Annotated in this window: 23 protein-coding genes; 10 read left to right on the forward strand and 13 right to left on the reverse strand. The window is 60.4% G+C overall.

Features of this window, described 5'->3' with window-relative positions; all coding sequences use genetic code 11:
- Positions 1-53: 53 nt before the first annotated feature.
- From JFT91_RS15270 to JFT91_RS15280, 3 genes are read right to left on the reverse strand one after another with little or no spacing between them, the layout of a single operon-like run.
- On the reverse strand, positions 54-464 hold the full coding sequence (locus tag JFT91_RS15270; protein WP_201232909.1) for an SRPBCC family protein: 411 nt from the start codon (positions 462-464) through the stop codon (positions 54-56).
- A gap of 30 nt (positions 465-494) precedes the next feature.
- Complete coding sequence (locus tag JFT91_RS15275) at positions 495-1,292, reverse strand: SDR family NAD(P)-dependent oxidoreductase (protein WP_201204488.1); 798 nt, start codon at positions 1,290-1,292, stop codon at positions 495-497.
- Positions 1,289-2,311 carry an aldo/keto reductase gene (locus JFT91_RS15280; RefSeq protein WP_201232910.1) on the reverse strand — a complete coding sequence of 341 codons (1,023 nt, stop codon included), beginning with the start codon at positions 2,309-2,311 and terminating at the stop codon, positions 1,289-1,291. Before JFT91_RS15280 ends, JFT91_RS15275 begins: the two co-directional genes overlap by 4 nt.
- A 112-nt stretch (positions 2,312-2,423) precedes the next feature.
- On the opposite strand from JFT91_RS15280, the gene JFT91_RS15285 reads away from it, so the two are divergent.
- On the forward strand, positions 2,424-3,365 hold the full coding sequence (locus tag JFT91_RS15285) for a LysR substrate-binding domain-containing protein (RefSeq protein WP_201232911.1): 942 nt from the start codon (positions 2,424-2,426) through the stop codon (positions 3,363-3,365).
- 98 nt (positions 3,366-3,463) lie between these two features.
- Entirely contained in the window at positions 3,464-4,123 is a 660-nt protein-coding gene (locus JFT91_RS15290; protein WP_201232912.1) for a methyltransferase family protein, read from the forward strand.
- A 120-nt stretch (positions 4,124-4,243) separates the two neighbouring features.
- Here JFT91_RS15290 and JFT91_RS15295 read toward each other — a convergent pair whose 3' ends face one another.
- Positions 4,244-4,912 (reverse strand): HAD-IA family hydrolase, encoded by a 669-nt coding sequence (locus tag JFT91_RS15295; protein WP_201232913.1) that lies wholly within the window; start codon positions 4,910-4,912, stop codon positions 4,244-4,246.
- Between the two features lie 56 nt (positions 4,913-4,968).
- The gene (locus JFT91_RS15300; RefSeq protein WP_201226318.1) at positions 4,969-5,382 is read right to left on the reverse strand and encodes a response regulator; all 414 of its coding nucleotides are present in this window, start codon (positions 5,380-5,382) and stop codon (positions 4,969-4,971) included.
- 199 nt (positions 5,383-5,581) lie between these two features.
- Here JFT91_RS15300 and JFT91_RS15305 point away from each other — a divergent pair, with 199 nt between their 5' ends.
- Positions 5,582-6,523, forward strand: coding sequence for a class I SAM-dependent methyltransferase (locus JFT91_RS15305; RefSeq protein WP_201232914.1), 942 nt, complete (start codon positions 5,582-5,584; stop codon positions 6,521-6,523).
- Positions 6,524-6,537: 14 nt separating this feature from the next.
- On the opposite strand, the gene JFT91_RS15310 is transcribed toward JFT91_RS15305, so the two are convergent.
- Positions 6,538-7,320 carry a LuxR C-terminal-related transcriptional regulator gene (locus JFT91_RS15310; protein WP_201232915.1) on the reverse strand — a complete coding sequence of 261 codons (783 nt, stop codon included), beginning with the start codon at positions 7,318-7,320 and terminating at the stop codon, positions 6,538-6,540.
- Between the two features lie 110 nt (positions 7,321-7,430).
- On the opposite strand from JFT91_RS15310, the gene JFT91_RS15315 reads away from it, so the two are divergent.
- Together JFT91_RS15315 and JFT91_RS15320 are read left to right on the forward strand one after the other, a co-directional pair.
- Complete coding sequence (locus JFT91_RS15315) at positions 7,431-8,534, forward strand: polyamine ABC transporter substrate-binding protein (RefSeq protein WP_201232916.1); 1,104 nt, start codon at positions 7,431-7,433, stop codon at positions 8,532-8,534.
- A 108-nt stretch (positions 8,535-8,642) separates the two neighbouring features.
- Positions 8,643-9,761, forward strand: coding sequence for a DmpA family aminopeptidase (locus tag JFT91_RS15320; RefSeq protein ID WP_201232917.1), 1,119 nt, complete (start codon positions 8,643-8,645; stop codon positions 9,759-9,761).
- A 46-nt stretch (positions 9,762-9,807) separates the two neighbouring features.
- Here JFT91_RS15320 and JFT91_RS15325 read toward each other — a convergent pair whose 3' ends face one another.
- A complete protein-coding gene (locus tag JFT91_RS15325; protein WP_201232918.1) occupies positions 9,808-10,395 on the reverse strand; it encodes an NAD(P)H-dependent oxidoreductase in 588 nt (195 codons plus the stop codon).
- Between the two features lie 85 nt (positions 10,396-10,480).
- Between JFT91_RS15325 and JFT91_RS15330 the strand changes: the two genes are divergently transcribed.
- A complete protein-coding gene (locus JFT91_RS15330; RefSeq protein WP_201232919.1) occupies positions 10,481-11,119 on the forward strand; it encodes a TetR/AcrR family transcriptional regulator in 639 nt (212 codons plus the stop codon).
- A gap of 215 nt (positions 11,120-11,334) precedes the next feature.
- Here JFT91_RS15330 and JFT91_RS15335 read toward each other — a convergent pair whose 3' ends face one another.
- The gene (locus JFT91_RS15335; protein ID WP_201232920.1) at positions 11,335-12,021 is read right to left on the reverse strand and encodes a GNAT family N-acetyltransferase; all 687 of its coding nucleotides are present in this window, start codon (positions 12,019-12,021) and stop codon (positions 11,335-11,337) included.
- Between the two features lie 219 nt (positions 12,022-12,240).
- On the opposite strand from JFT91_RS15335, the gene JFT91_RS15340 reads away from it, so the two are divergent.
- Together JFT91_RS15340 and JFT91_RS15345 are read left to right on the forward strand one after the other, a co-directional pair.
- Complete coding sequence (locus JFT91_RS15340; protein ID WP_201204502.1) at positions 12,241-12,564, forward strand: YXWGXW repeat-containing protein; 324 nt, start codon at positions 12,241-12,243, stop codon at positions 12,562-12,564.
- Between the two features lie 42 nt (positions 12,565-12,606).
- Complete coding sequence (locus tag JFT91_RS15345; RefSeq protein WP_103306739.1) at positions 12,607-12,819, forward strand: YXWGXW repeat-containing protein; 213 nt, start codon at positions 12,607-12,609, stop codon at positions 12,817-12,819.
- A gap of 15 nt (positions 12,820-12,834) precedes the next feature.
- On the opposite strand, the gene JFT91_RS15350 is transcribed toward JFT91_RS15345, so the two are convergent.
- Together JFT91_RS15350 and JFT91_RS15355 are read right to left on the reverse strand one after the other, a co-directional pair.
- Positions 12,835-13,392: a YceI family protein gene (locus tag JFT91_RS15350; protein ID WP_201204518.1), complete on the reverse strand. Its 558-nt coding sequence runs from the start codon at positions 13,390-13,392 to the stop codon at positions 12,835-12,837.
- Between the two features lie 81 nt (positions 13,393-13,473).
- Positions 13,474-14,832: an MATE family efflux transporter gene (locus tag JFT91_RS15355; RefSeq protein WP_201232921.1), complete on the reverse strand. Its 1,359-nt coding sequence runs from the start codon at positions 14,830-14,832 to the stop codon at positions 13,474-13,476.
- Positions 14,833-14,992: 160 nt separating this feature from the next.
- Here JFT91_RS15355 and JFT91_RS15360 point away from each other — a divergent pair, with 160 nt between their 5' ends.
- Together JFT91_RS15360 and JFT91_RS15365 are read left to right on the forward strand one after the other, a co-directional pair.
- Positions 14,993-15,559, forward strand: a complete 567-nt coding sequence (locus JFT91_RS15360; RefSeq protein WP_201232922.1) for a chorismate mutase — start codon at positions 14,993-14,995, stop codon at positions 15,557-15,559.
- Positions 15,560-15,827: 268 nt separating this feature from the next.
- Positions 15,828-17,471, forward strand: coding sequence for a sensor domain-containing diguanylate cyclase (locus tag JFT91_RS15365; protein ID WP_201204522.1), 1,644 nt, complete (start codon positions 15,828-15,830; stop codon positions 17,469-17,471).
- Here JFT91_RS15365 and JFT91_RS15370 read toward each other — a convergent pair whose 3' ends face one another.
- The 3 genes from JFT91_RS15370 to JFT91_RS15380 form a co-directional block, all read right to left on the reverse strand.
- Positions 17,472-17,753 carry a hypothetical protein gene (locus JFT91_RS15370; protein ID WP_207196929.1) on the reverse strand — a complete coding sequence of 94 codons (282 nt, stop codon included), beginning with the start codon at positions 17,751-17,753 and terminating at the stop codon, positions 17,472-17,474. It lies immediately after the preceding gene.
- A 171-nt stretch (positions 17,754-17,924) separates the two neighbouring features.
- Positions 17,925-19,013, reverse strand: coding sequence for a polyamine ABC transporter substrate-binding protein (locus JFT91_RS15375; protein WP_201232924.1), 1,089 nt, complete (start codon positions 19,011-19,013; stop codon positions 17,925-17,927).
- A gap of 51 nt (positions 19,014-19,064) precedes the next feature.
- A complete protein-coding gene (locus tag JFT91_RS15380) occupies positions 19,065-20,366 on the reverse strand; it encodes an NAD(P)/FAD-dependent oxidoreductase (protein WP_201232925.1) in 1,302 nt (433 codons plus the stop codon).
- Positions 20,367-20,427 lie beyond the last annotated feature (61 nt).

Genomic DNA, 20,427 nt, shown 5'->3' on the forward strand with positions numbered 1-20,427 from the left:
TGAAAAGACGCCATCGCGAGCAGGCTCACTCCTACATTTGATCGTGGTGTTCTTCAGGCCGGGTAGTTGGCGCGCAGCGCTTCGAGGCCGCCCTGGTAGATGCCGTTGAACAGCGCCACGACTTCTTCATCGCTGACGCCTTTGGCGTTGAAACGGCCTGACCACGTCACCCGTGCGCCCTGCCCTTGGGCTTCAACCTTGATCGTCGCCAGATAATCGGTGGCCGGGAACGGCGCCTGTTCGATCGAATAGCTGTAGGTCTTCGCCGTGTTGTCGAACGCTTGCAGGCGCTCGATCACCACGCCGCCATCGGCGGTTTGCAGGGTGCGCACGCGCCCGCCTTCGCTCAACTCACTCTTGGGAATGAACGGCAGCCAGTCCGGCAGCGTGTTGAAACCGCCGATCAATTGCCAGACCTGATCGGCCGAAGCCGGGATGTCGATGGTTGCAGATGCTGTTGGCATAAATATACGTCTCTCTTGAAGAATTCGAATTCAGATCGTCAGGCTGTCGACCACACCACCATCGACGCGCAACGCCGCGCCAGTGGTCGCCGAAGACAGCGGTGACGCAATGTAAGTCACCAGGTGCGCAACCTCTTCAACGTCGGCCACGCGCTGGATGATGGAAGTAGGACGGGCCTTGCGCACAAAGGCGTCGGCCTCATCGCGCAGCGTGCGGCCCGATTCGGCGGCGGCATCCTTGAGCATCTCTTCCAGGCCATCGGTAAACGTCGGCCCCGGCAGGATCGCATTGACTGTCACACCGGTGCCAGCCAGACGCTTGGCCAGACCGTGAGACACCGCCAGATTGGCGCTTTTGGTTACGCCATAATTGATCATGTCTGCCGGTGTGGCCACCCCGGATTCCGAAGACAGGAAGATCACCCGTCCCCAGCCCTGCTCGACCATCGCCGGCACATAGTGCCGCGCAAGGCGCACGCCGGAAATCACATTGACCTCATAGAAGCGCGTCCACTCACTGTCCGGCGCCTCAAAGAAATCGACGTCATTGAAGATGCCCAGGTTGTTCACCAGAATGTCGGCACGCGGCTCGGCGGCGAACAACTTGGCCGCACCTTCGGCGGTGCCCAGATCCGCAGTCAAACCACGCAACTGCGCTCCCGGCACCTTCTGCCGAATGCTCGCCAGTGCTTGTTCGACCTTACCGGTGTCGCGGCCGATGACCACCACCGTGGCCCCGGCCTCGGCCAGCGACTGGCTGATGCCCAAACCAATACCCGCCGTGCTGCCACTGACTATCGCCAGCTTGCCACCCAAATCAATCTTCATGCTTTCACCTCATCGATGGGTAATGGTGCGCGTTCGGAAACCAGTTTCGCTTCACGCAATGCCTGCCAGAACCCGGCTGGAATCACTGCCGACAAAGCCGCCACATCCTCAGCAATCCGCCCCGGCTTGCTCGCGCCAGGAATCACTGCCGCGACCGCCGGATGGGCCAGCGAAAATTGCAGCGCAGCGGCTTTCACATCAACGCCAAAAGCAGCAGCGATGCGTTTGATCTGTTCAACCCTGGCAACGACTTCAGGGCTGGCCTGCTGGTATTCAAAGTGCGCGCCACCGGCAAGAATCCCCGAGCTGTAGGGTCCACCGACAACAATTTCAACGTTCTGCGCCAATGCCGCATCCATCAGGCGCTGCAACGGCCGTTCGTGATCGAGCAGCGTGTAGCGCCCGGCCAAGAGGAAACCGTCAGGCTGCGCTTCCGTCAGATCCAGCGTCAGTTCACACGGCTCGACTTTGTTCACACCCAGGCCCCAGCCCTTGATCACGCCTTCTTCGCGCAAACGCGTCAGCACCTTGAACGCACCGGTGCGCGCCTGATTGAAGTACTCCAGCCATTGATCGCCGTAAAAGTCCTGGGCGATGTCGTGCACCCAAACGATGTCGAGGCGATCGGTCTGCAGGCGCTTGAGGCTGTCTTCGATGGAGCGCAGGGTCGCGTCGGCGCTGTAGTCGTTAACGATCTTGTTCGGGCGACCGTGCTCGAACACGCCACTTTTTTCGCCGAGATCGCGGGCAGCGGCGTCTTCGACTTCATCGAGAATCACTCGGCCGACTTTGCTACTGAGTACATAGTCATCGCGGTTGTATTGCTTCAAAGCTTCGCCGAGGCGGATTTCCGACAAGCCCGAGCCATAAAACGGCGCGGTGTCGAAGTAACGCACGCCGGCAGCCCACGCGGCATGCACGGTGGCTTGCGCTTCTTCCTCGGGAATGGCGCGGAACATGTTGCCCAGTGGGGCAGTACCGAAACCGAGTTGGCCGGGCAGTTTGTCTTTCAAGCTCATTGGATGTTCCTCATAGGTTCAGGGTCTGCGTGACCGTTGAGCAGATCCTAGATTGCGACACCGAGACCGTCCAAGACATAATGTGCAGCACTTGAGTCCCTACAGGTCTGACATGATCGACATTCGCCAATTGCGCTACTTCGTTGTAGTCGCCGAGGAAGAGCACGTCGGCCGCGCCGCCGAACGGCTGCATATTTCCCAAAGCCCACTCAGCCGGCAGATCGCCCAGCTAGAGGAGCGCTTGGGCCTGACGCTGTTCGAGCGCAGCCAACAGCGCATTCGGCTGACCCGTGATGGTCAGACATTTCTCGCCGAAACCCGTGCCCTGCTGACCCACGCCAATCGCCTCGAATCCCTCGGCAAACGCTTGGGCCGGGGTGAGGAAGGCGGTTTGTGCATCGGCTATATCGAAAACGCCATGCACGCCGGCGTGCTGCCCAATGCCTTGCGGGTACTGCGCATCGATCGACCGAATGTGCATGTCGCGCTGTACAACCTGAGTTCGGCCGAGCAACTGGAGGGCCTGCGTCAGCGTAGTCTCGATATCGCCCTGGTGAGCGAGCCGCCGACCGATGACGACCCGGACTTGCTGGGTTTTCAGGTGCTCGATGACCCGATGCTGCTGGCCCTGCCGGAGCACCATCCGCTGGCGCACCAGGCAACGTTGAGCCCGCAGGATCTGGCCGGGCAGGAATGGATCGGCGTGCAACCACGTCAGGATGCGAGTGATGAGTTTGTCAGCGCGTGCATCCGCGCCGGTTTCACCCCGGATGTGCGCATGCAGGCAACCGAGCCGTTTACGGCGCTGGGGCTGGTGGCGTCGGGGCTTGGGATTGCGATGATTCAGAAAGGCTTGAGCCATAACGCGCCGCCGGGTGTGGTATTGCGCGAAGTGCCTTGGCTGACGCTCACCACACCGTTGTGGGCGGCGTGGCACCGGATCAACTTGCGGCCGTTGGTAGAAACCTTCCGCAAAGTCCTCACCGACCCCTTCCCCCGTGGCAGCGGGCTTGCTCGCGAAGGCATTGCCACCTCCAGCATCACTGTCGACTGATCCCGCGCATTCGGGAGCAAGCCCCACCCACAAGGGCCGGCGCCTGATCGTCGGTCACGCACTACACTGCAAGGAACAGCCTGTGCGATGAGCTGACCATGAGAATGTCAGCGCAAATGACCGTTGCCGCGGTACTCGCCAGCCTCGCCTACCTGGGTCTGGCGATGTGGGGGATCGGTGGTGTGGGGATATTTTTCTCCCACGGTTCGCTGGTGGTAGTGGCGCTGGCGACGGTGGCAATGGTGATCGCATCGCTGTTCACCGAGGTCAACCTGAGTGCCGGCGAACGCGAGGACCGGGCCAATCGCTGGGTGCTTCCGGCGTTTGGCGTGATTGGGCTGGTCAGCGGTTTTCTGCCGGCCTATTGCGACCGCGTGAGTTTTTGGACATTCGGTGGCGAAGGCGTGCGTTGGTTGGGAGCGTTGCTGTTCATTGTCGGCGGTGCGCTGCGGCTGTGGCCGGTGTTCGTGCTGGGGCGACGTTTTAGTGGTTTGGTCGCAATTCAGCCGGGCCATCGGCTGGTGACAGATGGCATCTATCAGTACTTGCGCAATCCGAGTTATCTGGGCCTGGTGGTGAATGCCGTGGGTTGGGCGCTGGCGTTTCGTTCCAGTGTCGGGTTGTTGCTCGCGGCGCTGACATTGATTCCGCTGATCGCCCGCATTCATTCCGAAGAAGCCCTGCTACGCGCGCAGTTTGGCGGCGAATATGACGCTTACTGCGCACGCAGCTGGCGCTTGCTCCCCGGTGTTTACTGATTTGCGAACACCGTCACTGTAGGAGTGAGCCTGCTCGCGATAGCGGTGTGTCAGTCAAAAATGTGTGTCTGACACACCGCTATCGCGAGCAGGCTCACTCCTACAAGGGATTGTGTTGTGTCAGCTGCGATCGAGGTGGAGCTTGCCGTCGTTGTCGATTTTGACGCTGATGTCGGCGTAACTGGCCAACGTCGCGTGGCTCGTTTGCAGCGGATGTTGATGCGTCGTGGTGATGATCATCAGCGCAGCGCCAGCCGCTTCGGCAGCCTGAATGCCGACGGTAGCGTCTTCAAAAATCAGGCAATCGCGCGGTTCAAGACCCAGGCGTCTGGCGGCCAGTATGTAGCCGGCCGGGTCGGGTTTGCCGGCCTTGACGTCTTCAGCGGTAATCATCACCGCCGGTTCGGGAATCCCTGCGGCAGCCATCCGCCGCAGCGCCAGATCGCGCGGCGCTGAAGTCACCATGGCCCAACGATCGGCAGGCAAGCCATTGAGAAACGCCGCCGCACCGGGAATCTCGACAATGCCTTCGACGTCTTCAATTTCCGCTTCGGTGATAAACGCCGCTTGCGCCTCGGCGTCCACCCCCGGCAGGTTCAGGCGATTGACCGTGTCGATAGCCCGGGCACCGTGAATGGTCGGCAAAAACGTGTCGACGTCCACGCCATGACGCACGGCCCAGGCGGACCAGATCCGCTCCGCGGCGGCGATGGAGTTGAGGACGGTGCCGTCCATGTCAAACAGGAACGCGCCGAACGCGCGTTCAAAAACACAAGTGTGAGCAGGCAAAGGTTCGCTTCCTCTGGCAAGGGGCCGGGCAATTTTGCCCGGCAATGTAGCACTTGTCAGTGCAGGCGCGGCGCCTTGGATTTGAAGGCGCTGTCGACGCAATCGAGCAACTGACCGATCGCCCAGGGCTTCTTGATGAACGCCACCGAATGCTTGACCCCGGAGGTCTCGGGGGTTTCGTAGCCAGACATGACCATCACCGGTTTGTCCGGCCAGCGATCGCCGACCAGATTCGCCAGGTCGGCGCCGTTGAGGGTGCCGGGCATGGTGATATCGGTGAGTAACAACGCCACTTCCGGCGCGTGTTCCTCAAGGTATTGCGATGCGGCGTCGGCGCTGGTCTGCGGCTCGACCTTGAAACCTTCCTCCTGAAGAATTTCGCAGAGAAACTCCAGAATCAACGGATCATCCTCAACTACCAGAATCAACCCGCCAGGAAGGTGCGTGCTCGCCGTTGGTGTTGGGCACATGAACTGGCACTCCCGGAACTGCATTAACGATTTAGCGGTTTGAATCCGCTGCTTATCTGGTATGAGCGGCGCGTTCTGCAGAAATTCATTTTTGATACAGCTCTTTTCTGAAAGGTGAAACTGGCCGGCCCGCGACAAGCGTTCGCGACGGTGCAATTGTGGTTAAAATGCTGGCCCTTTTGCTTGCCGGCCCTGACCGATGAACCCTGAAGCCCTCGCCACCCTCCACGCCCATCTGCTGCCTGCACTCGCGGCGGCGCCGAGCGAAACCCGCCGTTTGTTTCACGGGCGCGGACGTTGCTGGCCGGGGCTGGAACAACTGACCGTGGACTGGTTGCAGGGTGTGGTGCTGGTGTCGCTGTTCAAGGAGCCGGAACCTGAGCAGTTGGAAAACCTCAAGCGCTTGCTGCTCGACATCACCGTTTCTGAGCAATGGCAGCAGTGCGGCGCAAAGACCCTGTTGATCCAGCACCGTTACCTGCCGCAAAGCACTGCCGAGTGGCTGCTGGGCGATGAAATCGATGAAATGACCATCATCGAGGGCGGCTTGCAGTACCGCGTCGATCTGGGCCGCAAGCAGAATGCCGGGCTGTTTCTCGATATGCGTTATGGGCGCGACTGGGTGCGCGAACAGGCCAGCGGCAAGCGAATCCTCAACCTGTTCGCCTACACCTGCGGTTTTTCCGTGGCGGCCATCGAGGGCGGCGCCAGCCATGTGGTCAATCTGGACATGTCGCGCGCAGCCTTGAGTCGCGGGCGCGATAATCATCGTTTGAACGGCCATGATCTAAGCAAAGTCAGTTTTCTTGGCCACGACTTGTTCAAATCCTGGGGCAAGGTGATCAACAGCGGCCCTTATGACTTGGTCATCATCGATCCGCCGTCGTTTCAGAAAGGCAGTTTTCTGCTGACCAAGGATTATCAGCGGGTACTGCGCCGTCTGCCGGAGCTGCTGACGGCGAACGGCACGGTGCTGGCGTGCATGAATGATCCGGCGTTCGGCCCGGACTTCTTGATTGACGGGGTGACCGAGCAAGCGCCCGGTCTGCGCTTCGAACAGCGCCTGGAAAACCCGCCGGAATTCCCCGACATCGACCCGCAAAGCGGCCTGAAAGCCCTGGTCTTCCAACGCACCCACTGACCTACCAAAATCCCCTACAGGATTTGTGCTGGTCTCAGCACCAGGGCGAACAATTCGCCGTGTCCGCTGACATTGAGCTTGTGATAAAGATTGCGCCGATGGACTTTGACCGTCTCCGGCGAAATACCCATTTGCTGGGCAATCGCTTTGCTGGAGAAGCCCTGCAGAATCAACCGTGCGGTGTCGACTTCGCGCGCGGTCAACCGCGCATCGAAACGATCCAGCAAGGTCGCCAGATCCCCGATGCCCACCTCGGCAATCGTCCCCTGCGGCGGCATAAGCTGCACGTGCCGGCGCATCGCCGCCAGCACCCAGTCGCGCACGCACAGCAGCCTGCCCTGCTCGGCCATTTCGAACGCCGTCGAGCGTCCCAGTGACAAACCCAGCACGCCGCCATCGACATTGATGATGAACTGCAACTCGTCCTCGCCCACCACCGAGCGAAAGTAACTCTGGTAGTACTCGCTGTGCAGGAACTGATCCGGCGCCACCGAGGCCAGGCTGTGCAAGCCATCGGCAAGGCCGATGGTCGCGGTTTGATAGAACGGATCGAGCAGGTACATGCCGTCGGTGTAACCCGCCAGTTCTTCCTGCTCGTCGGCGCGGCCCTTGCTGTCGACATCGATCAACAACTGCGGCGCCTGCCCCGCTTTCATCACCGCCACCAGTGCGTTATCCAACGGCACCAGCAACCGCAGGGTGTCGACCAATGCACGCCAGAACGCATCCTGCCCGACACTGGCAAATACCCGCGCCAGGCTTTGATGCACCGGCAATTCCTGCAACAACGCGTCCACGCACTACCCCTTTTGTATAACCCATGAAGGGAATGGGTCAGGCGTGGTCGGCCCGGTAGGCTGACCACTCCTGTTCATCACCGGCCTGCACAGGCCAGGAGTGCCGCATCATGCGTGGTCATCGTGGCTATATCAACTTGGGCCTGCTCGCCTGTCTGGGCGTGGTATCTGCCGCCGGCGCCGCCGATGCGCCGAGCGTGCACGTCTACAACTGGTACGACTACATCGGCCCGAACACGCTGCACGACTTTCAGCGCGACAGTGGTATTCAACCGGTCTACGACACCTTCGACAGTGCCGAGGTGCTTGAAGGCAAACTGATGACCAGCCGCAGTGGTTACGACGTGGTGGTGGCGAGCAACTACAGCCTGCCAACGCTGATCAAGGCGGGCGCCCTCGCCCCGCTGCCGCGCGATCAACTGCCGGGCTGGAAGAACCTCGACAACGATCTGCTGAGCAAACTGGCCAACAACGATCCCGGCAATCAATACGCCGTGCCCTACCTGTGGGGCACCAACGGCATCGGCTACAACGTCGACAAGGTGCGCGCAGCATTGGGCGACAAGGCACCGGTGGATTCCTGGGATCTGGTGTTCGACGAAAAGAACCTCGCCAAGCTCGGCCAGTGCGGCGTGGCGATGCTGGATTCGCCCTCGGAGATGCTTCCGGTTGCCTTGCATTATCTGGGGCTGCCACCGAACAGCACCGATCCCGAAGACTATAAAAAAGCCGAAGCGCTGCTGCTGAAACTGCGCCCGCACATTGCCTATTTCAATTCCTCGAAATTCATCAGTGACCTGTCCAACGGCAACATTTGCGTGGCGGTCGGCTGGTCAGGGGCGATGCTTGAAGCCAAGACCAATGCCGAGCAGGCCAACAACGGCGTGAAGATCGCCTACAGCCTGCCGAAGGAAGGTGCGCCGGTGTGGTTCGACACGCTGGTGCTGCTCAAGGATGCGCCGAATCGGACTCAAGGGCTGGCGTTCATCGATTACCTGTTGCGCCCCGAGGTGATCGCGCCGGTCAGTGATCATCTGTCGTATCCGAACGGCAATCGCGCGGCCACGCCGCTGGTGGCTGAGGCTACCCGGGACAACCCGGCGGTTTATCCCTCCGCCGCAGCGATGGCCACGTTGTACACCCTTGAACCGTTGCCCAAAGCCACCGAGCGCGTGCGTACGCGGGTGTGGAGCAAAGTCAAAAACGGCCAGTAATCCCATAGAACTCAAAGAAGCTTTTGTGGCGAGGGAGCTTGCTCCCTCGCCACAGAAACTGTCCGTTGCCCGAGAACTTCTTCTGCCTTAAGAGAGAGACAACCATCCATGAAACCCCGCGCCCGAGATCTGAACATCCGCATCGGCCAACTGCCAACCGGTCCGCTCAACGCCATCACCGATGTACCCGGCATCCGCGTCGGCCACAGCAATGTGCGCGGCCGCAGCAGCGCGGGTCGCGACATCTGCACCGGCGTCACCCTGATCGAGCCGCGGCAGGGCTCGACCAGCCAGCAACCGTGCTTCGCCGGGGTGCATGTGCTCAATGGCAACGGTGATGCCACGGGGCTTGAGTGGATTCGCGAAGCCGGATTGCTGACCAGCCCCATCGCGTTTACCAACACCCATAGCCTCGGCGTGGTGCGTGACGCGCTGATTGTGCTGGATCGCGAACAGCAACCGGATGATGGTCGCCTCTACTGGAACATGCCGGTGGTGCTGGAGACTTACGACGGGCTGATCAATGACATCAACGGCTTTCACGTCAAGCCCGAGCACGTCGCCGAAGCCATGCAAAACGCGGCCTCCGGTCCGGTACAGGAAGGCGCCGTGGGCGGAGGCAGCGGCATGATCTGCCATGAATTCAAGGGTGGCATTGGCACGGCATCACGCCGTTTGAGCGATGTTCAGGGCGGTTGGACGGTGGGTGCGATTGTGCAAGCCAACCACGGCATTCGCAGTGAATTGCGGGTCGACGGTTACCCGGTCGGCCGCTACATGGAACAGGTGGATTCGCCCTTCTTGCGCGCATCGTTGCCGCATCCCGGCATGGGTTCCATCGTGGTCTGTCTGGCCACCGATGCACCGCTGCTGCCCCATCAATGCACGCGTCTGGCGCAGCGCGCCAGCCTCGGCCTCGCGCGTACCGGCGGTGGTAACGAGGATCACAGCGGCGACATTTTCATCGCGTTCGCCACCGGCAACGATCACGTTCCGCCCGCGGCGTATGAAGGCAAAGGGGCGTCGACCTGCGATGGCTTGCGCATGGTCAACAACGACCATATCAGCGAACTGTTCCTCGCCGCCACCGAAGCGGTTGAAGAGGCGATCATCAACGCCCTGCTCGCCAGCGAAAGCACTCAAGGCAATGGCCATGCTGTACCGGGACTGGACGAAAAAACCCTGCTCGCCGCCCTCGAAAAGGCCGGGTGGCCCGGCGCCCGCTAATAGACGCTCCACCTGTAGGAGCAGCCTTCGGCAGCTCCTACACGGGTTATCTGGCCATTTGGGTGCCGAGTTCGCGGGCGACACTCAGTTGCTGTGCGGGATCACGCAACTCCGACTCCGGCAGCAACGTCGAACTCAGCACCGTCGCCCCGCTGTAATCGAAAATCCCGTGTTCGATCTGCGCCTTCATCGCCGCGCCATAGCCATGGCGCTCGTAGGTGCGCGCATCCGCCCCGGCGAGCTGGACCAAGTGCACGCGCATACGCTGCAGCAGCTTCACATGCTTGAGGTCGCCGCTGAAATCGAACGCCCAGCCATTGCTGAAGACCCGATCGATCCAGCCTTTGAGCAGGGCCGGCATCGACCACCAGTACACCGGATACACCAGCACCAGCGTGTCGGCGCGGTCGATTCGCGCCTGCTCCGCCAGCACATCGGCGGGCGGCTGTGCCTCGCGGTGATGCACGGCAAAATCGGCGGCGCCGAAACGCGGTTCGAACCCTTCGGCGTAAAGGTCGGCGATCTCAAAGGTATTGTCCGGATCGGCTTGCGTCAGACCTTCGGCGATCTGCGCTGCCACGCCATGGGTCAATGAGCGAGGATCGTGATGCGCGACAACAATCAACGTGTGCATGTGGAATCTCCTGTTGGTGATTGCCTGACAAGGCTTATATACTCTTGGTAAGTTACTAACAGTAAGTTACGTTTGGTATATAACGATGTCAACCACTGAAATGTCCGAACAGAATTCCCCCGCCCAACCGCGCAAACGCCTGTCGCGTGAAGATCGATTGCGCCAGTTGCTCGACATCGCCTGGCAGATCATTCGCGCCGAAGGCACTGACGCCCTGACCCTCGGCTATCTGGCAGAAAAGGCTGGCGTGACCAAACCGGTGGTTTACGACCACTTTGTCACTCGCGCCGGATTGCTGGCGGCGCTGTACCGGGATTTCGATGCGCGTCAGACACTGGTCATGGACGCCGCCATCGCCAATTGCGAGCCGACGTTGATCAGCACCGCGTCAGTGATCGCCAAGGCGTACGTCGATTGTGTGTTGCTGCAAGGCAACGAGATTCCCGGCGTCATCGCCGCGCTGGCGAGTACTCCGGAACTGGAGAAGATCAAGCGTGAGTACGAGGCGATCTTCCTCGAAAAATGCCGCAACGATCTGGTGCCCTATGCCAACGGCGGGCAGATCACTCAAGCGGCTTTGCGCGCGATGCTCGGCGCTGCGGAAGCCTTGTCCCACGCCGCAGCCAACGACGAAATCAGCGCCGGACAGGCCAGTGACGAGCTGTATGAAACCATCATGGCGATGGTCGAAAGAGCCGCCGCCCGCGCGACTGGCGGTACTTGAGGCCACCCCGGCACACTCCTAGGATGGAGTGGCGCGGCGGCTTTGCTCATCAAGCCCCGCGTAGGCGCGGGTGCTCTGAACCCCAATCAAGCCCGCGCCTTGATTCATGCCCCTCTTGAGCCTCACGGGCTCTACTTCCTCCCCATCAAAGAGCTTTGAGGCTCTTTTTTGTCTGCGCAAATCAGCTGAATTCGGCGACAAGGGTTTGGCCTTGATCAGTGAACGGTGAGCCGTTGACGGACAAATTCCTCGGTGTGACGGGTGGTCTGATCGAGATGGCGGTCGCGCTGCTTCTCGGCGTCGAGCATCGCCCGTTTGCCGTTCTTCTGTAACAGATACGTGTGAATCTGCTGCACTTCCAGCGATCGGTAAATCGGCGTGGTGTCGATAAAGCCGCGCAGGCCATTGCTGCGGTAATGCCGGGTACTCATGAGTACTTGCGTCTCGCGCGCAGCGATCACCTCAAAGCCCAGCGCTTCGAAATAAGGGACTTTGCCGACGGTGCAGGCCAGTTCGGCGTGCGGATAACGCCCGACCATTTCGCCAATCAACGCCCGCGCCACACCCTGACGTCGATGCCCTTCACGCACGGCCATGTAAGCCACGCTGCACGCCTCCCAATCGCCCTGCACCGGCAGGTACAAGAGGAAACCGATCACTTGCTCCGGATCCTCGTCATCGCTCGCGACCAGCAATTCCACCTCGGTGCCCTTATCGCCATTCAACGCTTCCAGATACAGATGCACCTCGTAGCCGACCGCGTACTGATAGACGTTGTACAGCAGGTTGCTCGGGCCGAGGCCGATCGCGCTGATGTCGGTCAGGTAGTCGACCACCATTTGCAGAATCTGGCTGTTGACGCCTTCGGGGCATGGGGTTTTGTAGTGGGTGATGCGTGGCATGACAAACGAACTCCGACAGAAAACCGCAACATCATACCTTGTAGGCCGGATCAGCCTGTATTTGTGCTGAATGAACAGCCGACGACTGTTTGTCGCCCGCGAAAACCCAAGCCGAATTCCTGACAAAAATTTCATCTGCGGCCAATGGGATGTTTGCCTTTTGAAGCGTCCAATTCTTCAGCTGCGTTAACTTTTCAACGCAGGCCTTGAGGAGTTGTCATGAGCGTTTTGCGTTCCCTGTCCAAATGGCGAAAAACATTGCTGCTGGTGCCTTTGACCCTGGCGGCGCTGGCCAGCACGCCGGTGTTTGCGCAGCAGGTGGTGATTGTCCAGCAAGCACCTCCGCCGATGCGCATGGAAGTGATGCCCGGCCCGCGCCCCGGTTATGTCTGGGATCAGGGCCATTGGCGCTGGCAAGGCCGAGGTTATGTGTGGATGCCCGGCCACTGGCAGCCGGTGCGATACAACGCGCACTGGAAGCCGGGGCATTGGCAGGCGCGCGGGCCGAACTGGTTCTGGGTTGAGGGGCATTGGGTGCGTTGATCACACGCCTGCCTGCAAACGTCACTTTCCGGGAACATCACCATGTCGAAAACGGTTAAATCACTGCTCGCGGCCACACTGGTGGCCATCACCCTGAGCGGTTGCGTCGTCGCACCGGCTCGCCCGCATCGCCCGCCGCCGCCGGTTGAAGTCGTGCCGGTGATGCCGGCGCCGGGTTATCACTGGGTCGCCGGTCACTACCGCTGGGGCGGTAATCAATGGCGCTGGGTGCCGGGGCACTGGCGCGCCTATTGATCCGAGCGTGGGGCGTCACTGCTGTGGCGCCACCACTTTGAATTTGATGGCGATGTCTTTGGAAACCACGCTGTCCGCCCACTCCCCCGCGCCGAGGCCGAACTCATCGCGTTTGAGCACCAGTTCACCGTCGAAAATGCCGATGTCACTGTCGGGTTTCAGTTCCACTGGCACTTGCACCTCGCGGGTGATGCCTTTGAGGGTCAGTTGGCCAGCGATCAGATAGCGATGCTCGGCGACCTGAGTGAACCGACTCGATTCGAACACCGCCACGGGGAATTTTTCGGTATCGAACCAGGCCGGTTTGACCAGTTCGGTGTTGGCGTCTTCGCTGCCGGCATCGATGCTGTTGAGGTCGATGTGCAAAGTCGTGTGGGCGCTGGCGAGGTTGTCGGTATCGAAGTCCAGCGTCGCCTCGAACTTGCCGAAGGTGCCGTACATCCGCGAGCCCATCTGGTTGTAGGTGAAGCTGATCTGACTGGCGGTGGTGTTGACTCGGCTGTACTCGACAGCGTGCGCGCCAGGAATGACGCACAGCGAACACGCGGTAGCCAGCAGCAATCGGATCGACATGGGATTCTCCGGGCGAGGCTAGCCGTCGAGGGTCTCGATTGACTTAAGCAAACATCCACCGGTTACGCCACCCCACGCGAATCAGACGAGGCGTTCGATTTTCTGGTGTTGCCAGACCAGTTTGTAATACAGCGTCTGCAGCACCAGCATCGCCAGATACGCAACGGGAAACGCCATCCACACACCCTGCAAGCCGTACTGACTGTCCAGCCAATACGCCGCCGGCAACTGCACACCCACCACGCAGATAATGGCGATCACCACCGGCACCAGCACCGTGCCACTGGCGCGCATGATCCCGCCGATGATCGCTTGAAAACCGAACACCAACAGACTCCACAACATGATGTGCAGCAGATGTTCCGCCATCGCCCGGGTCGCATCCTCGGTCAGGAACAACCCCAGCAACCAGTGCGACAACAGGTAACCGAGCACGATCAAACCGCCGGTCAGACAGACATTGATCCACAGCCCGGTGCGCAGAATCGGCCCCATGCGCTCCAGCCGCCCAGCCCCGATGGCCTGCGCACCAAGGATCGACGCAGTGATCGCAATCGACAGCGCCGGAAACTGCACATAATTGACGATTTGCGTCACGGCACCGTAAGCCGCTGTCGCTTGTGAACCGTGCTGATTGACCAATGCCAGAATCACCAGCTCCGACAACGACAGCACAATCATCTGCACCCCGGTCGGCAGACCGATGCGCAGCACTTTGCCTAGAATCGCCCCGTCCAGTTTCAGGGCCGCGAAGAACTCGCGATCCGGCGCCAACGGATGGCCCTTGCGAATCAAACGCCACGCCAGCCACGCCATCGCCGACAGGGTGCCCGCCAGTCCGGCATACGCCGCGCTCTGAATGCCCATCTGCGGCAAACCGAACCAGCCGCGAATCAACGCTGGCGTCAGCGCCAACCCCACACACGTCGACACCACCAATGCCAGCAACGGTGACAACGTATCGCTGACCCCGCGCAACAACTGGGTGAACAGCACAAACACCAACATCGCCGGCAAGATCCACATCATCACATGCGCATACGCCACCGCATCGTCGAGCACATCCGCCGGTGTGCCCAACCCGGTCAATGCCTGCCGCGCAAACACACTGCCAAACACCGCCGCCACCAAACCGATCAATACCCCCAACAACAACGTCGCCCCGGCAATGGCTTTGACCATATGCGGCTCACGCGCCCCCCAGGCCTGACCGATCAACACCCCGGCACCCGCACCGAGGCCGATCACCAGCGCGATAAAGAAAAACACGATGGGAAACATCCCAGACACCGCCGCCAACGCCTGAGTGCCGAGCATCTGACCGATGTAAATGCTGTTGACCGTGCCTGACATTGACTGCAAAAAGTTGGACAGCACCATGGGCGCCAGGAACAGCAGGTAGGTTTGCCAGAGGGGTTTGATGGCGGCGGGGGTTTGCATTGACTTGAGGTCCATCTCGACGGCGGGGGCTTGATGAAGGATAGCTTCGGTGAGTTGGGGGCGAGGTGCAATTAACATTTAAGGTTGTTTATTCTCGGTTGCCTTTCCGGGTTGTGATAAACACCCCGCCTTCCAGAAATCTTCCATCGAGGCTCGGTTCATGCCCCACCTTCCAAACCTGCTGACCTGCACCCTCCTCACTCTGGCTGCCACCCTCGCGAACGCTGGCACACCCGCTGCGCCGCCCGAGGCCTTGAAGCCCCTGCTGGAAACCCTGAACGAACGCCTGAACATCGGCGATCTCGTCGCCCTGACCAAATGGGACAGCGGCAAGCCGATTCAGGACAGCCCTCGGGAAGCGCAAGTCATTGCCAATGCCCGCACGTTGGCTGTCGAGCGCAAGCTCGACGCGGAGGATGTGGCGCAATTGATCGCCGCGCAGATGGAGGCTAACAAGTTGGTGCAATACGGTTTGCTTGCGCAGTGGCAAGCGGCCGGTGCAGCGCCGGACACGCCACGGCCGGATCTGGGCAAGCAGATCCGGCCGCGACTGGACGAATTGCAAAGCCGTCTGTTGCAGCAATACGCTGAGTTCGCACCGTACCGGCATGCTCCCGATTGCTCGGTGTGGCTAGCCAAAGCGCGCAGTGGCTTAGCCCTTGATGCGCTGCATGAGTTGGCGTTGACTCGAGCTACCGGGGAGTTGTGTGTTCGGTCGGGGCTTTGAGTGTGGGGTGAAGGTCAAAAGATCGCAGCCTGCGGCAGCGCCTACAGGAGCCATACTGCGGGTCTGGGAAACCCGGCCTGATCAGCCGGGCTTTTTCATGTGCTGTTTTTGTGCCTGCGGTATTCCAGCACAACCGTCAGAGAAGTTGACACCAAGACCGAGTACCACTGAAACGTCCGACAGCGACTGACCGAATCGGCCGACTGGCAGCACACCGCCGATTACGCATACCATGCGGCCACAACTCCAAAACAGAATTTGCCCGCCCATGCTCAAAGCCAGTCTGCGTAGCCATCTCACTCTGTGGTTTACCGGTTTGTCATTGCTGACGCTGCTCAGCGTGGGTTTCTATGTCGGCCATATCGCCACCGAACAGATGAAGCAGGCCAGCGGCAATGCCCTTTTGAACACTGCGCGCTCGGCGGCAACCTTGCTGGGTGAGCAGTTGCGCGAGCGCCAATTGGAGGTGTATCTGCTCAGCCGCGCACCGCATCTGGAGCGCGGCGATCTGGACAACCCGGCAATTCTGAAGTCGATGCAACTGCGCACTGAAGCCCGAGCCGAGTACGCGTGGATGGGCGTGACCGATGCGCAAGGCAACGTGCACCAGGCGGTGAACAGATTGTTGGTCGGTCAATCGGTGCAACAGCGGCCGTGGTTTCAAGCCGGGCTGCGTGGGCAGTACACCGGCGACCCGCATGAGGCCGTGCTGCTGGCCAAATTGCTGCCGGGCACACCAAACGGCGAACCGCTGCGCTTCATCGATTTCGCCGCACCGATCCACAATGCCGAAGGTCAGGTGATTGGCGTGCTCGGCGCCCATGCTCACTGGAACTGGGTGACGCGCATTGTCGAATCGGCGACGTTTTCCCATAAAAATGCTGCGCCGGATGTCGAAGCGCTGATCGTCGATCACGACGGCAAAGTGTTGTACCCCGAGGCCCTGATGGGCCAGCAACTGGCGATGGACGAAGCAAAAGCGCCGGGCTGGTCGGTGGGTAACGGTTACCTGACCAGCATGGTCACCGTGCCGACGCCACCCAGCACGGCGCTGTCGTGGTCGATTGCCGTCCGCCAGCCACTGGAGACGGCGCTGCAACCGGCGCGCTTGTTGCTTTACAAGCTGTTGATGCTGGGCGTGTTCGCGGCAATGGTGTTCGGCTTGGTGGCGTATTACCTGGCGCTGTACCTGAGCCGTCCGATCGAGCAGCTTGCGAATTCGGCCAAGCAAGTCCAGAACAACCAGCCCGGCGCTCACTTCCCGCTGCAACATCCGGTGCGCGAAATTGCTCAGCTCGGCCAATCGATTGATGCGATGACGCAATCGTTGCTCGCCAAAGAGCGCGAACTGCAAGAAGCCAATGCCTCACTGGAGGCCACTGTGGCGCAACGCACCGCCGACCTCATGCAGGCCAACGCAGAGCTGCTGAACCTGGCCACGCACGATGCGCTGACCGGCGTGTTCAATCGCCGTCGTTTCGACGAAAAACTCACCGAATACAGCTTGCTGTCGCGGCGCACGGGGCGCCCGTTTGCACTGTTGTTGATCGACGCCGATCACTTCAAACGCATCAATGACACGCACGGCCACGCGGTGGGTGACGAAGTGCTCAAGCAGTTGGCCCAACTGATTCAGAGCAGCCTGCGCACTACCGACTTCGTGGCGCGTTACGGCGGTGAAGAGTTCGCCGTACTGCTGCCGGAAATCGCCCAACCCGACACCCCGGAAGTGGTCGCGGAGAAGATCCGCGCAGCCATTGCCGATGCCCACTTCCCAGCCGTCGGTCAGGTGACGGTGAGCCTCGGCATCGGTCTGGCAGACCCGGCGGACAACAACCCTACAGCGCTGATCAAACGGGCCGACCAGCAGTTGTATCAGGCGAAAGCAGCAGGCCGTAATCAGGTGGCCTGATCAGGCCTTTTTCACTTCACAGATGCCGTGGGCCTTGTTCTTGCCGGTATACGACAGCGCTGGCGAACCATCGGGATTGATGCTCAGGGAAATGGTCACGCCTGCGCCTTTGGCTTCGAAGTAGTTTTCGTTGAATTTCTTCAGTTTGCCTTCCTTGCCATTGATGTAGATCGGCCCGCCTTCATCGGCATGTACTTCGATCTTTCCCGGGCAGGTGGCGTTGAGCATCGGAATGGCGGCGTGGGCCATCCCGGCAGCGAACAACAGAGGCAATGCAAACATCAGAGATTTCACCCTGTACTCCTTGATTCAGACGATGTGCCAAGCCTTCAGCAATAGCCCAGAATGCCGGATTACACCAATCTAGGAGCTGCCGCAGGCTGCGATCTTTTGATTTTCAGTAACTAGACATCAAAAGATCGCAGCCTGCGGCAACTCCTACAGGGGTGTCGATCAGGTGTTGGTTTTAAGCTTGGTCCACAAGCGTGTGGACAGACGCGCAATGGCTGCTGGCAACTCTTCCACGGTGAACAGTTTTTCCATCACGCTTTTCGGTGGGTAGATCGCCGAGTCCTCTTTCACGTCGGTGTTGAGAAACTCGTCAGCCGCTGCGTTGGGGTTGGCGTAATGAATGCTGTTGCTGATGTTGGCAATCACCTTGGGGTCGAGCAGGTAATTCATATAGGCGTAGGCGTTTTTCTCGTGAGGCGCGCTTTTGGGCATGACCATCATGTCGAACCACAGGGTCGTGCCCTCGTCCGGGATCGAGTAGGCGATGTCGATGCCATTCTTCGCTTCCCTGGCGCTGGCGGCAGCCTGGACGATGTCGCCGTTGAAACCGATCACCACGCAGACATTACCGTTGGCCAGGTCGCTGATGTATTTCGAGGCGTGGAAATACTGGATGTAGGGGCGGATCTTCAACAACGCCTGTTCGGCCTTTTTGTAATCCGCCGGCTCGTGGCTGTGCGGTGGCAGGCCCAGATAGTTGAGGGTGATCGGCAACACCTGCGTCGGGTTATCGATGAACGCCACACCGCACTGGCTCAACTTCTTGATGTTTTCTTCATCAAACAACATCTTCCACGAGCGCGTGACATCGGTGTTGCCGAAGATCGCCTTGATCTTCTCGACGTTGTAACCGATGCCGGCAGTGCCCCACATGTACGGGAAGCCGTACTGGTTGCCGGGGTCGTTGACTTCAAGCTTCTGCATCAACACCGGGTCGAGGTTTTTCCAGTTCGGCAATTGCGACTTGTCGAGTTTCTGGATCGCCCCGGCCTTGATCAGCCGCGACAGAAAATGGTTCGACGGGCTGACCACGTCATACCCGGTGTTGCCGGTCATCAACTTCGACTCCAGCACTTCGTTGCTGTCGTGAATGTCGTAGGTGGTCTTGATGCCGGTGGCCTGGGTGAAGTTGGCCAGGGTGTCCGGAGCGATGTAGCTGTTCCAGTTGGAGATGTTGACGGTTTCGTCGGCGAGCGCCGCAGTGGAAGCGGCTGCGAGCACAACGGTCAGAGAAAGTGGATGAATGCGCATGTTCTGTCACCTGAGTTGAGTGGCTTTTGTTCTTGTGCGATAGGCGAAATTTCAGATTTCTGTTCTGGCCCTGACTGCCTCCACGCGCATGCGCAGCATGGCACCGATATCGAAGAAGGGACGCGGCGGCAGCCAGCCGGGTTCGGCGCGCTGCATGACCGATTGCAAGAGTGGCGAATCAACGCCCGACGCCAGTTCCGCCAGCAAGCGCCCCCACAACGTCCCCCGGGCAACGCCGGAACCATTGCAGCCGGCGACGGCGAAGACGCCCTCTTCAACCCGATCAAAAAAAGCCTGGCCGCTGCGCGTCGCACTCAAGTGGCCAGTCCAGGTGTACTGAATGTCCTGCTCGCTGAGGAACGGAAAGCGCCGCTGCAAGCCTCGCACGTGATGTTGCCGACGCAAGGCGAGTTGGCTGTTGGAAAGGTCGCGCGTGCGGTATTCGGCAGTGTTGCGGATCATCACCCGGCGATTGGGCGTCAGCCGTACCGTGGCGCCAAGCGGACGAGTCGACAGCACGCCCCAAGGCTCGACCGCGCCGATGGCTGCAAACTCCTGATCGGTCAGCGGTCGCGTGAGGCTGGCGCTCAGCTCCATCGGGAAGGTGGCGCTGTCGGTGATGCCGACGCGCGGAATGAAGGCGTTCAGGCACACCAGCACCCGTTTGGCTTCGACGCTGCCATCCACCGCATTGGCGCGCAGCCGTCCCTGGCTCAGGCGCTCGATACCGGTGATGTCAGTGTTTTCGTAAAGGGTGATAGTGCCCGGCAGCGCGTTGAGCAACCCTTTCACGTACTTGGCCGGTTGCAGCAACGCGTTGCCGTGGCCGCAATAGATCGCCGCTTCGTAGTGGCGAGTGCCAAGCGTCTGCGCCAGTGCAGCGCCCTGCATAAACTCGGCGCGGGCACCGAGGGCGCGCAGCGTCGCCAGTTTGGCGTCAACCTGGTCGAGTTTCGCCCGGTCGCTGACGGCAAAGTAATAACCGCTGTCGCGAAACTCGCAGTCGATACCATGGCGAGCGATGCGTTGACGCACTTCTTCACTGGCAGCGCGGGAAATCATCGTATCGGTTTCAAACCCGGCAAAACCTGAAGCGCCGAGCAACTCGCTCGACGCCGGATGTTCATGGGCCACGACGAACCCCGAGTTACGCGCCGAAGCGCCTTGCGCCGCCCGCTGCCGATCGACCACGACAATACGTGCCTGCGGGTGCATTTCGGCGAGCGTATGCGCAGCGCTGAGCCCGGTAATCCCGCCACCGATCACCAGCCAGTCGGCTTTTTGCGCACCACTCAGGCGACCGCGTTCCGGCGAACTGCCGGCCTGCGCGATCCAGCCACATACATTTTCCATGCATCACCTCATCGACTCTCGTTCTGCGGCTTGCTTCTGCCCGTCGAGCATGCGTGAATCG

Source organism: Pseudomonas sp. TH08, assembly GCF_016651275.1.
Lineage (GTDB): Bacteria > Pseudomonadota > Gammaproteobacteria > Pseudomonadales > Pseudomonadaceae > Aquipseudomonas.

Excerpts from the sequence above, each read along its gene's own strand:
- JFT91_RS15270 (WP_201232909.1), bottom strand. The coding sequence starts at position 464 with ATGCCAACAGCATCTGCAACCATCGACATCCCGGCTTCGGCCGATCAG.
- JFT91_RS15275 (WP_201204488.1), bottom strand. The coding sequence starts at position 1,292 with ATGAAGATTGATTTGGGTGGCAAGCTGGCGATAGTCAGTGGCAGCACG.
- JFT91_RS15280 (WP_201232910.1), bottom strand. The coding sequence starts at position 2,311 with ATGAGCTTGAAAGACAAACTGCCCGGCCAACTCGGTTTCGGTACTGCC.
- JFT91_RS15285 (WP_201232911.1), top strand. The coding sequence starts at position 2,424 with ATGATCGACATTCGCCAATTGCGCTACTTCGTTGTAGTCGCCGAGGAA.
- JFT91_RS15290 (WP_201232912.1), top strand. The coding sequence starts at position 3,464 with ATGAGAATGTCAGCGCAAATGACCGTTGCCGCGGTACTCGCCAGCCTC.
- JFT91_RS15300 (WP_201226318.1), bottom strand. The coding sequence starts at position 5,382 with ATGTGCCCAACACCAACGGCGAGCACGCACCTTCCTGGCGGGTTGATT.
- JFT91_RS15305 (WP_201232914.1), top strand. The coding sequence starts at position 5,582 with ATGAACCCTGAAGCCCTCGCCACCCTCCACGCCCATCTGCTGCCTGCA.
- JFT91_RS15315 (WP_201232916.1), top strand. The coding sequence starts at position 7,431 with ATGCGTGGTCATCGTGGCTATATCAACTTGGGCCTGCTCGCCTGTCTG.
- JFT91_RS15320 (WP_201232917.1), top strand. The coding sequence starts at position 8,643 with ATGAAACCCCGCGCCCGAGATCTGAACATCCGCATCGGCCAACTGCCA.
- JFT91_RS15325 (WP_201232918.1), bottom strand. The coding sequence starts at position 10,395 with ATGCACACGTTGATTGTTGTCGCGCATCACGATCCTCGCTCATTGACC.
- JFT91_RS15330 (WP_201232919.1), top strand. The coding sequence starts at position 10,481 with ATGTCAACCACTGAAATGTCCGAACAGAATTCCCCCGCCCAACCGCGC.
- JFT91_RS15335 (WP_201232920.1), bottom strand. The coding sequence starts at position 12,021 with ATGCCACGCATCACCCACTACAAAACCCCATGCCCCGAAGGCGTCAAC.
- JFT91_RS15340 (WP_201204502.1), top strand. The coding sequence starts at position 12,241 with ATGAGCGTTTTGCGTTCCCTGTCCAAATGGCGAAAAACATTGCTGCTG.
- JFT91_RS15345 (WP_103306739.1), top strand. The coding sequence starts at position 12,607 with ATGTCGAAAACGGTTAAATCACTGCTCGCGGCCACACTGGTGGCCATC.
- JFT91_RS15350 (WP_201204518.1), bottom strand. The coding sequence starts at position 13,392 with ATGTCGATCCGATTGCTGCTGGCTACCGCGTGTTCGCTGTGCGTCATT.
- JFT91_RS15355 (WP_201232921.1), bottom strand. The coding sequence starts at position 14,832 with ATGCAAACCCCCGCCGCCATCAAACCCCTCTGGCAAACCTACCTGCTG.
- JFT91_RS15360 (WP_201232922.1), top strand. The coding sequence starts at position 14,993 with ATGCCCCACCTTCCAAACCTGCTGACCTGCACCCTCCTCACTCTGGCT.
- JFT91_RS15365 (WP_201204522.1), top strand. The coding sequence starts at position 15,828 with ATGCTCAAAGCCAGTCTGCGTAGCCATCTCACTCTGTGGTTTACCGGT.
- JFT91_RS15370 (WP_207196929.1), bottom strand. The coding sequence starts at position 17,753 with ATGTTTGCATTGCCTCTGTTGTTCGCTGCCGGGATGGCCCACGCCGCC.
- JFT91_RS15375 (WP_201232924.1), bottom strand. The coding sequence starts at position 19,013 with ATGCGCATTCATCCACTTTCTCTGACCGTTGTGCTCGCAGCCGCTTCC.
- JFT91_RS15380 (WP_201232925.1), bottom strand. The coding sequence starts at position 20,366 with ATGGAAAATGTATGTGGCTGGATCGCGCAGGCCGGCAGTTCGCCGGAA.